The sequence below is a fragment of the Dermacoccus nishinomiyaensis genome (assembly GCF_900447535.1).
Taxonomy (GTDB): Bacteria; Actinomycetota; Actinomycetes; order Actinomycetales; family Dermatophilaceae; genus Dermacoccus; species Dermacoccus nishinomiyaensis.
Map to the genome: position 1 here is coordinate 1,739,389 of NZ_UFXX01000001.1, position 12,002 is coordinate 1,751,390.

Genomic DNA, 12,002 nt, shown 5'->3' on the forward strand with positions numbered 1-12,002 from the left:
ATGGATGCACGGCGCGCGATGCGAGCATGGACGCATGAGTGACACGACGCGCGGCGAGCGGTTCGTCGAGATCGACTTCTACGAGCGCGACCTCGACGGGGCCCGCTTCGTCGACTGTCGGTTCACGGCGTGCGATTTCACGGAGAAGAACCTCGTCGACGTGACGTTCGAAGGATGCGCCCTGTTCGACTGCCGCTTCAACGACACCACACTCGAGCGGGTCGCGTTCACCGGCGCCACACTGAGCGGTTGCTCGTTCGCGATGACGACGCTCGACGGCTGCAAGATGACCGGTTCGACGTTCGCCGACTGCGGGTGGCGCCACACGACGATCGTCGGCGGGCAGTGGGCGATGGTGACGATGCGTCAGCAGAAACTCGACGGCCTCGACTTCACCGGCGCCCGCCTCAGCGACGCCGACCTCAGCGAATCGTCCCTGCGCAGAACGGTCTTCGCCGACGCCGACCTCAGCGGCGCCACCCTGCGCGGAGCCGACCTACGCGACGCCGACCTGCGCGGCGCCCGCGTCGACGGCATCGACCTCGCCCAGGCACGCTTCGCGCAGACCCGCATGGACGTCGACGCGGCGCTCGCCGTCGCAGCGGCGCAGGGCATCGTCATCGGGTGACGGGCATCAGCCCGCGCGTCTCGGAGGATGCGCGATCAGCGGGTTGCCAGGCGAGCAGGCCGTGGTGAGACGCGGCGTGTCAGCAGCCGTCGTCGCCGGGCGTGGGGGCCGTGTCGCCGGCACCACCGGCGTCGGCGCGGGCGAGCAGCACGAGATCGCGCGAGTCGAACGCCGGGCTGTAGGACGTGTGCGTGTAGCAGCCGCCCTGATGATGGCCGCCGATGAGGCCGATGACCTGCTGCTCGCTGTGGCCCTTGCTCGTCACGGTCGTGACCCACGGCGAGCCGCTGCTGCCCGTCGAGTAGCCGTCGCAGTGGAAGACGGGGTCGTTGTCGTCGTCGAGAACGGTGGTCTGGCAGACGATCGGCATGTCGGAGTCGTTGTTGTACGACTGGACGGAGACTGGTTTGCCGGCCGCGCGGGAGCGCCCGACCTCCAGCTCGTAGGCGCCCGTGGCGTCCTCGATGTGCTGGACGTTCTTGCCGCTGCCGTGCGTCTCGATGCTCAAGAACGCGACGTCGGCGTCGGGATCCTGATTCTCCATCCATGCGGAGTCGAGGAACGCGGCCTTCACCTTCCACGTGCCCAACGGGCGAGCCCCACCCGAGTACTGCGGGACGAACACGAGGTCGTCGGACTTGCCGCCGAGGCAGTGCGCGGCCGTCATGATGACGTCCTTGCTCTCACTGTGGACGACCGAGGCGGTGCAGAAGTGCGCTTCGTCCCCATCGTCGGAGGGTTCGATGAGCACCCCGGTGCGTGACGTCGGGTTGGCGCCGGCCGCCTGAAGGGTGCGGCCCCCTTCGGCCGTCGGTGCGGCGGTGAAGACGAGGGCGCCGATGCACCCGGCGGCGGCGAGCGCCCGGCGCGCACGGGCGAGGTGGAGCAGCTGACCCATGACACCTCCTCGACCGCGCGGGCATGCTTCGTACCGTGTGGTACATCGGCATGGCGGCTGGCAGCGTTACGCAGCTCTCACCCCATGGAGGATCGGCGCAGTACATCTGCAACGCGTTCAAGGGTGGCCAGTCACGACGCTCTGGTCACGACCGCACGCAAGACGGGGCTTGCACTCAGGAGAGTGGCGCGTCGGTGTGGCGCACGAGAAAGCCGGGTGCGTCTCGCGTGTTTCACGTGAAACACGCGAGCTGCACCCGGCCTCGTGGCATCGATCGTCAGTTCGTCGGGAACCCGAGGTCGACCTGGCTCTGCGTCGGGTCGGGCCAGCGCGTCGTGACGACCTTGCGGCGCGTGTAGAAGTTGAACGCCTCCGCGCCGTACATGTGGGTGTCGCCGAACAGCGACTTCTTCCAGCCGCCGAAGCTGAACGAGCCGACGGGCACCGGGATCGGCACGTTGACGCCGACCATGCCGACCTCGATGGCGAACTCGAACTCGCGGGCGCTCTTGCCGTCACGCGTGAAGATCGCGACGCCGTTGGCGAACTGGTTCGCGTTGATGAGTTCGACGGCGTCCTCGAACGTCTCGACGCGCACGACCGACAGCACCGGGCCGAAGATCTCCTCGTCGTAGACCTTCATGCCGGGCTTGACGTGGTCGACGAGGCTCGTGCCGATGAAGAAGCCGCTCTCGTCGAAGTGCTTCTCGCGGCCGTCCACGACGACGCGCGCACCCTCGTCGGTGGCGCCGGCGACGTACGAGGCGACGCGGTCGCGCGCCTCGCGCGTGATGAGCGGACCCATCTCGGAGCGCTCGTCGAAGCCGTCGCCGATGACGAGCTTGCCCATGCGCTCGGCGATCTTGTCGACGAGCGGGTCGGCGACCTCCCCGACGGCGACGAGCACCGACACGGCCATGCAGCGCTCGCCCGCCGAGCCGTACGCGGCGCTGACGGCCGCGTCGGCGGCGGCATCGAGGTCGGCGTCCGGCATGACGACCATGTGGTTCTTCGCGCCGCCGAGGGCCTGCACGCGCTTGCCGTTCTTGGAGGCGCGCTCGTAGATGTACTGCGCGATCGGCGTCGATCCGACGAAGGAGACGGCCTTGATGTCGTCGTGGTCGAGGATGCCGTCGACGGCCTCCTTGTCGCCGTTGACGACGTTGAGCACGCCGTCGGGCAGGCCGGCGTCCTTGAACGCCTGTGCGATCCACAGCGCGGCGGAGGGGTCGCGCTCGCTCGGCTTGAGGATGACGGTGTTGCCGCACGCGATCGCCGTCGTCACCATCCACAGCGGCACCATGGCCGGGAAGTTGAACGGCGTGATGCACGCGACAACGCCGACGGGCTGGCGCACCGAGTGGACGTCGACGCCCGAGGAGACCTGCTCGGAGAACTCGCCCTTGAGGTGGTGCATGAGGCCCGCGCAGTACTCGACGTTCTCGAGGCCGCGCACGACCTCGCCCGCGGCGTCCGAGACGACCTTGCCGTGCTCAGCCGTGATGATGCGCGCGAGTTCGTCGCTCTTCGCCGTGACGATCTCGCGCAGCTTGAACATGACGGCGGCGCGCTTCGTCAGGCCGGTCGCGCGCCAGGCCGGCAGGGCGGCACGTGCGGCGTCGACGGCCTGCTCGAGGTCACTGACGCTCGCGAGCGCGACGCGACCGCTCACCTCACCCGTCGCGGGGTTGAACACGTCCTGTTCGCGGCCGGTTCCGGCGACCTCGCCGCCGTTCATCCAGTGGCCGATCTGCTTGATGTCACTCATGGTTCACACCTTCGTCTCGTGGGTCCCGCGATGCGCTCGTGGCTGTCTGCGGGGTTCTGGGTGGTCAGTGGTGCGAGCGCTGCGTCGGGCTCGGTGGTGGTGGCGCGTGGGGCCAGCGATGGTGCCGCGTCGGGCCGGGACTGGTCGTCCGTGGCCACGCAACTCGCGCGGGCGCTCGGTCAGGCGTCGCGGCGTGCGCCGCCGTGGACGTAGCCCTCGGGCAGGCCTTCGGCGTCAGGGTCGACGGCGGCGATGACGACGGTGCAGTCGAGCTCGCCGCCCCCACCGTCGACGGCTTCGGCGAGGCGTTGCGCGGACAGGCCCGTCGCGGGCAGGTGAAGGCCGTGATCGGCCGCGGCAGCGAGGGCGAGACCGATGTCCTTGAGCGCCAGATCCGCGCGGAACGACGCGGCGAACTCGTTGTTGACCGCGGCCGTCTCGACGACGCCGGGCACGGGATACCACGTCTGCAGCGCCCACGAGTTTCCCGAGGAGACGCTCGCGATCTGGTGGAACGTCTTCGCATCGAGGCCGAGCTTCTTCGCGAGCGTGGCCGCTTCCGAGAGGCCCTGCACGGCGACGAACAGCATCATGTTGTTGACGATCTTCGCGGCCTCACCCGTCGTCGGGCCGCCCGTGGCGAAGAAGTTGCCGCACATGGGCTCGATGAACCGGCGCGCACGTTCGACGTCGGCGTCCGCACCGCCGACCATGAACGTCAGCGAGCCGGCCTCGGCGCCGGAGATTCCGCCGCTGACGGGCGCGTCGACGAAGTGCAGGCCCTTCGCGGCGGCCGCGTCGTGCACGGCCTGGCAGGTCGCGATGTCGACGGTCGAGGAGTCGATGAGCATCTGCTCCGGCGTCGCATGGGCGAGGATGCCGTCATCGTTCGAGGGTTGGGAGCCGTCGGCCGCCTGAGCAGCTCCGAAGTAGACGACGCGCACGTGCTCGCCCTTGGGCAGCATCGTGATGACGGCGTCGGCGCCTTCCATGGCCTCCGACGCGCTGCCGGCCAGCTCGACGCCCGCGTCGGCGGCAGCCGCGCGGCAGGCATCGACGACGTCGTGGCCGCGGACGGTGAAACCTGCCGCGATGAGGTTCTTCGCCATGGGCAGGCCCATGTTTCCGAGGCCGATGAACGCGACGGTGGTCATGATGCCCCCTGGGGTCGTGGGTTCGCACACGCCATGGGTGGGCGTGAGCGACGATGCTCGATGCCCGCCACTCTATGACCTGCATCACACGACCAGTGGATCGGGGCCCACCCGGCGCGCTCTCGTCACCCGCGCGCGACGGCGCCCTTCGCCGCGGCCCACGACCCGAAGTGCTGACGCACCGCAGCGCCACTGGGCGCCGTGCGGCTCGCGTCGGATTCGCTCTTCACCCACGCGCCGTAGGCGGTGAAGGAGGTCGACGCGACGTCGGGGCGGCCGTCGTCGGCTGCGGCGGCGAGGAAGGCGGCGACGGCCGCGCGGTAGTCGTCGTCGGAGAAGGAGCCAGCGCCGCGCGAGCGTCCGACGTTCGCCGTCAGCCCGAGCGCCTCGGCGGCGCGCGCCCACGACCCGCCGCCGAGGCGCTGACGGATCGTCTGCGACGTCGGCGGCCACACCGCCACACCGACGCGGGCGACGATGCCCCGCTCCTCGAGATACGCGCTGCGCGCCGCGTCATACTGCGCGGCGCTGATCGACGAACCACCGGCCGCGGGTGACCCGCCCGTCACCCGCTCGTGGAGGAGGCGATACGCGGCTTCGGGGCTCTCGTCGTCCATGGGGTCATTGTGGCGCACCCGCCCCGCCATGCCGGCCGTCGTGTCGATACGCCGGACGACGGCCCACGAGGCGTCTGCGTCGACACCAGAGAGAATACGAGGCCGCCGATGGATGAATGCGGCATCGGGCTCCCGTCGTCCGACGTCAAGTACGGCGTCCGGCAACGTATACCGGCGACGTCGTCGTCATCGTCGAGACGGTGCGGCGACTACGCGACCGCGCGGCCGTCGCCATGTCTGCCCGAAAACGCGTCCTGCATGACGCGCTTTCGGGCAATGATCAGGCGCCGGGTCGTCGCTGTCCGCGTGGTGATGGCGGTGGCAGATCCCCGGACGAATGTGACCGAAAATCGCACAGGGGGACGAGAATTGCCGAAGGGGACGGGATTCGTAGGGGTGAGCAGCGACGGCGGCGACGTGGTGCGGCGAGGACTCGACGGGTCGAAGAGCCCTCCCAGGCCTGGCCGGCCTGGAGGTTCCGCCGCATCCACCCCGTCGGGCGTTGCATGCCGCTGCCGTGCGAATTATCGTGGAAAACATGGCAAAAATTGCATTCCTCACCAGTTCTGAAGGCATCGAAAGCGTCGAGCTGACCGACCCCTGGAAGGCCGTCGCCGACGCGGGCCACACGCCCGTCCTCATCTCGCCCGAGTCGGGCGAGGTGGACCTGTTCGACCACCTCGAGAAGTCGGGCACGCAGAAGGTCGACGTCGAGCTGTCGGACGCCGACATCAACGACTACGCCGCGCTCGTGCTGCCCGGTGGCGTCGCCAACCCCGACAACCTGCGCGCCGTGCCGGAAGCCGTCGACTTCGTCCGCCAGTTCGTCACGGGCGGCAAGCCCCTCGCGGCCATCTGCCACGCTCCGTGGATGCTCATCGAGGCCGACGTCGTGCGCGGCAAGCGCGTCGCGTCGTTCCCGAGCCTCCAGACGGACATCCGCAACGCCGGCGGCGAATGGGTCGACGAAGAGGTCGTCATCGACGCGAACCTCATCACGAGCCGTAACCCCGACGACCTGCCCGCCTTCGACAAGGCGCTCCTCGACGCGGTCGAGAAGGCCTCCGTCTGAGGTTGGCCTCGACAACGTCTCCTCGTGAGGCTTGTCGCCAGTGGGTTCCTGGCTGAGGTTCACCCCTCATGCGACGCCCCGGTTCGTCGGATCTGCTCACGCTGCCGACTGCCGGGGCGTTTGCATGTCCAGCGCTGCCCCAACGGCGAGTTTCGTCCACATCGGCGGTCTTCAGTCACATTCGTCCTCGGCTCGGCGCCCATCAGCCTCCCCACGTTGGACGCCGGCCTCGCCACCCCCGCACGTCAGCGGGCGTCTGAGACGCAGGGACGCGCAGGAGGCGTCAGCCGAAGATCGCAGGGACGGCGTTGAACTCGAGCATCGGAGCGAGCAGGACGTCGCCCTCCGGCTCGCGCAACTGTGCCTTCGTGAACCACCGCAGTTCCTCGATCTCGGCGGCGACGCGCGGCGTCTGCGTCAGCTCTCCGGGGTAGGTGAACACGTGGGACTCGAGCGCGAAACCTGGTTCGTTCGCCGCGTCGGAGCGGAACTCGCCGAGCGGCTCGAGCTCGGCCGCCGAGACCACGAGCCCCAGCTCCTCCTCGACCTCACGCGACGCCGTCTGAGCGAACGTTTCTCCGTCCTCGAGCTTGCCGCCGGGCAGCATGAACCGCTGCGTGCCGCGCTTGCGGACCGTCAGCACGTGACCTTCGGCGTTCCGAAAGACGACCGCAGCGACCCGAATGAGCTTCTCCTCCACCATTCTTCCAACCCTAGATGTTGAGCCCCGTGACGTTCCGGGGCTCGACCGAATTCACCGCCAGCCCACGGACAGCGGCACGGGGGCGGCGCGATCCACCGGCGCTTCGATTCGCATGAACACAGATTGCTATGACCCGCAGCGTCGACGCGAGGCGGCATAGTGAAGACGTGACTCCCGGCAATGCCCCTTTCCTCCCGTCGGTCGCTGATCGTGCGCAGCGACGCGCGTTCGAAGCGTTGCTCGCGCTGCCGCGAGCCGTTCGTCATCGTGCCGCAGGCCAACCGCACATCGTCGACGGTGGGGCGCTCGACCCCGACATCACCGTCGGGTTGAAGGTGCTCGAACGCATCGGAGGCAAAGAGCTCGACGAGCGCTCGGTCGCTGACGCCCGTCACGCTCTCGCAGCCGAATCGTGGCTCTTCGCAGGTGAACTCGCTGATGTTGCGAACGTCGAAGATGTCGTCCTCGACGGCTCGTCGTACGGCGCCGGAGACATCCCCGCCCGCCTGTACCGCCCGCACCCCTCGCCCGTGACGGTGGTGGGCAAGCATGCGCGCGTCGTCGACCCCGATGCGGGAGAAGTCGGCACCTCGGAAGCCGGCGCGGAGGAGGCCGGCGCGGCGGTCGCTGCTCGCACGGACGCCCCGAACGTCGCCAAGCGCGAGCCTCGCGCGGACCGGCTGCCGCTGCTGGTGTACTTCCACGGTGGCGGGTGGGTGTTGGGGTCGCATCACACGCATGACGCCGTCGCTCGGGCGCTGTGCGCGGGCGGCGAGGTGGCGGTGCTCAACGTCGACTACCGTCTCGCTCCTGAACATGTGTTCCCCGCGGCCGTCGACGACGCCGTCGCGGCGTTTCGCTGGGTGCATGCACATGCTGAAGCCCTCGGCATCGACCCGGATCGTATTGCGGTGGGAGGCGATTCGGCCGGCGGCAACCTCGCAGCCGTCGTCGCGCAGGAATGCGCCCGTGTCGGCGGACCGCAACCTGCGTGGCAAATGCTGTTCGTACCCGTCACCGACCTGACGCTGCCGCGCTCGCGCAGCTACGAACTGTTCAGCGAGGGCTACTTCCTCACGCGCGCCAACATGGATTGGTACGAGGCGAACTACCTCGGAGGCGGAACGCTGCCGGACGACGTCGATGCGATGCGCCGCGACCCTCGCGTCTCACCGCTGTTGGCCGATGATCTGGGGCAGCTCGCGGAGCGCGGGCTGGCACCGGCGTACGTCGCCGTCGCGGGATTCGATCCGTTGCGTGACGAGGGAATCGCCTACGCGCGCAAGCTCTCCGACGCAGGTGTGGCGACGACGTTGCGCGTGCACACCGACGCCGTGCACCCGTTCATCAACATCCTCGCGACGGACCTCGGGCGACGCTGCATGGCCGAAGCCATCGGCGCTCTCCGCATGGCCCTCCACGTGCGCTGACGCCCCGCCGCTCACCCGTTGGCCCGCTCGCACCTCGGCGATCTGGTCGTGGCCGGAGCCCCCCGCTCCTTACCCATCCGCGATTCCTGTCCCCATCGGCGATTCTCGGTGGATGTCAACCTGTGGTGAGTCACTCAGGGCCGGGATGGTTGATTCCGGCCCACGCTTTCGGGGCGGGCACTGGCGCGCGGTGGCCGCGGAAACGTTCGGGGTGACGCGCCTGGTAGTAGGCGAGGCTGACTTGGCGGCGAGCGTGCAGCATCTTCCACGACCCGTCGTGCACCTGCGCGGGCGTGTACAGCGCGATCCCACTGTGGTGGTGGGCATGGTTGTACCAGTGCACGTGCTGCGCGACGTACGTGCTCGCCTCCACCAGCGACGCGAACACGCCCGGATACGACGCCCGATTCTTCAGGGTGCGGAACTCGGACTCGATGTACGGGTTGTCGTTCGACACCCGCGGACGCGAGTGCGACACCTCGATGCCATGTGCCGTGAGGAACTCGTTCAGCAGGTTCGAACGCATCACCGCGCCGTTGTCGGCGTGCACGACCTGCGGCACGCACCCACCCTCCGCCGCGATCGCGGCCATGAACAACGCCATCGCATCAGCAGTGCTCTCACGCTGGTGCACACTCGCGACGATCACCTTGCGGCTGAAGATGTCGATGATCGCGTACGCCTTGAACGCCACACCCCGAAACGCGGTGGGCAGGTCGGTGATGTCCCACGCCCACACCTGGTTCGCGCCAGTCGCCAACACCTGCGGTTTCACCCGCGCCACCGCCCGCTCACCCGCCGCGCCCGACTGCTCGACTGTGGCCTGCTCGACTGTGGCCTGCTCGCGGCGCACGCGCGCGGCGATACGCCACCACGAACGCAGACTCGCTTCCATGAAGCCCTCGTCCCACGCCTTCGCGAACGCGCCCGCGACACCCAAACCGCCCGTGCGCCCCGCACTGATGAAACCCGCGACCCGCGCGCACACCGACGCGCTCAACCTCGCTGGCTGCTCCCGCTCACGCTGCGGCACAGGCGATACCGCCGCAGCAACGTCACGGCCATGGTGGTGGCGGGCGTGCCACGTGCCACGCGAGACACCAGCGACCTGCAGCGCACGGCGCTGACTGAACCCCGCCAGCGCGCTCAGGTCTCGGATGAGGTCGTTCTCGGCTGCGATGAACGCTCGGGTGGCGTCGTCGGGGGCGTATCGGGCTCGTGCGCGTGCCAGTGTTGCAAGAGCCCGATAGCTTTTCCCAGCGACTCGTTCGCCTGACGTAGCCCGTCAGCCTCGGTCCGTAGCCGCGCGACTTCCGTGGCGTGGCGGCGTTCTTGCGCGGCGAGTTGTTCTTCCAGCCGGCGCATCTGATCAGAGCGAATATGGTCCATCGAGCCACCCTGACGCGGCGTGAGGCCACGGTCAAGATCACCACGGACATACTCACTACGCCAGCGACGTAACTGACTCGCCGTGAACGGCTGCTGCGCCAACCACGCCGTTTTCTGCCCGAACGCCAACCCCAGATACGTCACTACCGCATCCCGCTTTTCCTCGACCGTGAACACCACGCCTCCTCAACACAAGTGACTCACGACCAGGCTGGCACTTAGGGTCTCGTCCACATTCGCGGATCCTGTCCCCATCGGCGATCTACGGTCACATTCATGGCGCCGCTGCCTGCGGACCGACGACAGACGGGCGAGGTCTCGGCCTCAGCCGTCGCTCGTCACATCACCGACGCGGAGACGACGGCGTCACCACCGTCCGCGCCCCTGGAGCCGGCTGACTGGGATGCACCGCAGGCAGAGGTGGGCGGGGCCATGCGCCCGCCCGAATGAGGTCGAGCGAATGTGGACAAGAATCGCGGTTGAGGCAGGGTCGCCAGCCACAGGCGGCTGAACAGCTGACGTCAGGCTCTCGCCCCCTCCGGCCACATCACGGGGGGAAGCTCAGTTCGTGGCATCCCACGCTGTCAGCGACTGCCCGTGGGGCCCCGTCAGAGCGCGGGGTTGCCCGTCGACGGCGAGCACGAAACGTCCCTGCAGATCACGTGGCTCCCAGGCAGCAGCTACCGCGTCACGCATCCCCGGCATGACGGTGGGCCCTTCGTTGCTGATCCACGTGAAACCACCGGGCCGATGCGTCAACTCGTGCAGGCGACGTTCGAATCGTGCGCGGGTGTCATCGTCGACGTAGGCAAGCACGGCCGAGTGGAACAGCACGAGGTGCAGCTCGTCCGGCACCTGCGCGACGAGGCGCTCGAGGTCGTCGACGACATCGCCACGGACGATGTGCGCGGCGTCCTCGGGATGCGACGTCACGTGCCGCCTGACGGTGTCGATCGCCGCAGCGAGCCGCGATGCGCGTTCGTCCTGGCCCGGCCACACGAGCGCTCGCAACCAACGGGCGTTGTCGAGCGCCTCGGGGTCATCGGACAACACATCGAGTGGGTTGAGATCGAGGCCGCCACGCCATGCGATCGTCGGCGCACACGGCGTTGCGTTCGTCATCTCGTCGAGTGCGCCGGCGACCACGCACGTCAGCAGCGGCCGGTCGACCCCGTCAATCCCGTCAACCCCGACCGGACCCGACGCCTCTCGCGGCTCGAACACCTCGTCATCGCACGACGATTCATACCCCCGGGAAGCCAACGCCCCACCAGCGGGTGCGTCCTTGCACTCGCCGCCTGGGTCGACACCCTCGTCGTCAGCGCCACCGGGGGCGGGGCCTTCGTGAACCTCGGACTCAGCGGCGACGTACTGATAGGTATAGAGGTCGGGGTAGAGCGCCAACCCGGCCGAGCACCCGACCTCGACGAGCGCGATCGGGCCGTCGCCCGCTGCACGCGCCGCATCAGCGATGAACGGCAGCAGCGCCGCGCATCGCCCGACCTCGTTCGTCTGGGTGGCCCGCGAGAGCGCCACTGCGCGCACCTCGTCCCAGTGCTCGCGTAGCCAGTTGACGAACGACGACGCACCGTCGGACGGCGCGTCGAGGTAGCGCGCAGCGCCCAGGACGAGGTTGGGCTGACGCTTGGCCGCAGGCAGCGTCGCGATGAGCGAGAGGACGGCGTCGTCATCCGCGATGCGCAGGCAGATCGCCTCATAGATCGGCGAGTTTCCGCGAGCTTCGTTCGTGGCGAACCTGCGGTAGGCCGTGGCGGTGTCGGCTTCGAGCCCGGTCATGGTCATGGTGGCCTCCTCGGTGCCTCGACGTCAGCCTCCGCCCGTCGACGGCGGCTCACAAGACGTCGAGCCGAAGAAAAAACCCCGAAATCCACGCGCGGCGGGAGCCCGCGCCGTCCGTACCGCTCGGTTGCGCACAGCGCCACGCCGCACCCCGATGGCATGAAATCGCGCGTCGTGTGGTTGAGTGGAACACGAGCACGCAGCCGACGAGATCTCTCCGGCCCCGCTCGATGATCCCCGCCCCGCGTCCGTGACGCCCGGCCCGGATCCCCACCTCGCCACGACGCGAAGCCGCGAACCATCGCGCCGCCGACCGGCCACTTGACTCGAAGGATCCCGCATGACCATCACCAACCCGTTCACCCTCGCCACGCTGACGACGACGCCCGACGCGTCACCCGCCGACGTCGCCGAAACCCCCGTCACCCCCTACGCGACGCTGTGTGCGGATACGAGCCGCCCAGCCGCGTTCGCGATGACGTTCGTCGAACCCGCAGCATGATCGAACGCGGTCTGACAAAGGGTTGAGCGGCTGCTCAGCGC

At 68.8% G+C, this 12,002-nt stretch carries 12 protein-coding genes; 4 read left to right on the forward strand and 8 right to left on the reverse strand.

Features of this window, described 5'->3' with window-relative positions; all coding sequences use genetic code 11:
- Positions 1–34 precede the first annotated feature (34 nt).
- Positions 35–628 (forward strand): pentapeptide repeat-containing protein, encoded by a 594-nt coding sequence (locus tag DYE07_RS08080; RefSeq protein WP_172462972.1) that lies wholly within the window; start codon positions 35–37, stop codon positions 626–628.
- Positions 629–707: 79 nt separating this feature from the next.
- Here DYE07_RS08080 and DYE07_RS08085 read toward each other — a convergent pair whose 3' ends face one another.
- The 4 genes from DYE07_RS08085 to DYE07_RS14725 form a co-directional block, all read right to left on the reverse strand.
- Positions 708–1,526: a trypsin-like serine peptidase gene (locus DYE07_RS08085; RefSeq protein ID WP_115296726.1), complete on the reverse strand. Its 819-nt coding sequence runs from the start codon at positions 1,524–1,526 to the stop codon at positions 708–710.
- A gap of 277 nt (positions 1,527–1,803) precedes the next feature.
- The gene (locus DYE07_RS08090; RefSeq protein WP_370447733.1) at positions 1,804–3,294 is read right to left on the reverse strand and encodes a CoA-acylating methylmalonate-semialdehyde dehydrogenase; all 1,491 of its coding nucleotides are present in this window, start codon (positions 3,292–3,294) and stop codon (positions 1,804–1,806) included.
- A gap of 179 nt (positions 3,295–3,473) precedes the next feature.
- Positions 3,474–4,448 carry an NAD(P)-dependent oxidoreductase gene (locus DYE07_RS08095; RefSeq protein WP_115296727.1) on the reverse strand — a complete coding sequence of 325 codons (975 nt, stop codon included), beginning with the start codon at positions 4,446–4,448 and terminating at the stop codon, positions 3,474–3,476.
- A gap of 125 nt (positions 4,449–4,573) precedes the next feature.
- On the reverse strand, positions 4,574–5,065 hold the full coding sequence (locus tag DYE07_RS14725; RefSeq protein ID WP_165584869.1) for a hypothetical protein: 492 nt from the start codon (positions 5,063–5,065) through the stop codon (positions 4,574–4,576).
- A 538-nt stretch (positions 5,066–5,603) separates the two neighbouring features.
- Between DYE07_RS14725 and DYE07_RS08105 the strand changes: the two genes are divergently transcribed.
- Positions 5,604–6,137 (forward strand): type 1 glutamine amidotransferase domain-containing protein, encoded by a 534-nt coding sequence (locus tag DYE07_RS08105; protein WP_062258037.1) that lies wholly within the window; start codon positions 5,604–5,606, stop codon positions 6,135–6,137.
- 283 nt (positions 6,138–6,420) lie between these two features.
- Here DYE07_RS08105 and DYE07_RS08110 read toward each other — a convergent pair whose 3' ends face one another.
- On the reverse strand, positions 6,421–6,840 hold the full coding sequence (locus tag DYE07_RS08110) for an NUDIX hydrolase (RefSeq protein ID WP_172462973.1): 420 nt from the start codon (positions 6,838–6,840) through the stop codon (positions 6,421–6,423).
- 167 nt (positions 6,841–7,007) lie between these two features.
- Here DYE07_RS08110 and DYE07_RS08115 point away from each other — a divergent pair, with 167 nt between their 5' ends.
- Positions 7,008–8,270 carry an alpha/beta hydrolase gene (locus tag DYE07_RS08115; RefSeq protein WP_237723847.1) on the forward strand — a complete coding sequence of 421 codons (1,263 nt, stop codon included), beginning with the start codon at positions 7,008–7,010 and terminating at the stop codon, positions 8,268–8,270.
- A gap of 130 nt (positions 8,271–8,400) precedes the next feature.
- Here the strand turns inward: DYE07_RS08115 and DYE07_RS08120 are convergent, their stop codons facing one another.
- The 3 genes from DYE07_RS08120 to DYE07_RS08130 form a co-directional block, all read right to left on the reverse strand.
- Positions 8,401–9,270 carry a DDE-type integrase/transposase/recombinase gene (locus DYE07_RS08120; protein ID WP_131941356.1) on the reverse strand — a complete coding sequence of 290 codons (870 nt, stop codon included), beginning with the start codon at positions 9,268–9,270 and terminating at the stop codon, positions 8,401–8,403.
- 146 nt (positions 9,271–9,416) lie between these two features.
- Entirely contained in the window at positions 9,417–9,839 is a 423-nt protein-coding gene (locus tag DYE07_RS08125; RefSeq protein WP_074041356.1) for a hypothetical protein, read from the reverse strand.
- Positions 9,840–10,220: 381 nt separating this feature from the next.
- Positions 10,221–11,462 (reverse strand): DUF2332 domain-containing protein, encoded by a 1,242-nt coding sequence (locus tag DYE07_RS08130; RefSeq protein ID WP_115296729.1) that lies wholly within the window; start codon positions 11,460–11,462, stop codon positions 10,221–10,223.
- 337 nt (positions 11,463–11,799) lie between these two features.
- Between DYE07_RS08130 and DYE07_RS14730 the strand changes: the two genes are divergently transcribed.
- A complete protein-coding gene (locus tag DYE07_RS14730) occupies positions 11,800–11,961 on the forward strand; it encodes a hypothetical protein (RefSeq protein ID WP_156444974.1) in 162 nt (53 codons plus the stop codon).
- The last annotated feature ends 41 nt before the right edge of the window (positions 11,962–12,002 follow it).

What these genes read in the sequence shown, in the direction of transcription:
- DYE07_RS14730 (WP_156444974.1), top strand. Translation starts at nt 11,800, where the DNA reads ATGACCATCACCAACCCGTTCACCCTCGCCACGCTGACGACGACGCCC.
- DYE07_RS08105 (WP_062258037.1), top strand. Translation starts at nt 5,604, where the DNA reads ATGGCAAAAATTGCATTCCTCACCAGTTCTGAAGGCATCGAAAGCGTC.
- DYE07_RS08095 (WP_115296727.1), bottom strand. Translation starts at nt 4,448, where the DNA reads ATGACCACCGTCGCGTTCATCGGCCTCGGAAACATGGGCCTGCCCATG.
- DYE07_RS14725 (WP_165584869.1), bottom strand. Translation starts at nt 5,065, where the DNA reads ATGGACGACGAGAGCCCCGAAGCCGCGTATCGCCTCCTCCACGAGCGG.
- DYE07_RS08085 (WP_115296726.1), bottom strand. Translation starts at nt 1,526, where the DNA reads ATGGGTCAGCTGCTCCACCTCGCCCGTGCGCGCCGGGCGCTCGCCGCC.
- DYE07_RS08080 (WP_172462972.1), top strand. Translation starts at nt 35, where the DNA reads ATGAGTGACACGACGCGCGGCGAGCGGTTCGTCGAGATCGACTTCTAC.
- DYE07_RS08090 (WP_370447733.1), bottom strand. Translation starts at nt 3,294, where the DNA reads ATGAGTGACATCAAGCAGATCGGCCACTGGATGAACGGCGGCGAGGTC.
- DYE07_RS08110 (WP_172462973.1), bottom strand. Translation starts at nt 6,840, where the DNA reads ATGGTGGAGGAGAAGCTCATTCGGGTCGCTGCGGTCGTCTTTCGGAAC.
- DYE07_RS08130 (WP_115296729.1), bottom strand. Translation starts at nt 11,462, where the DNA reads ATGACCATGACCGGGCTCGAAGCCGACACCGCCACGGCCTACCGCAGG.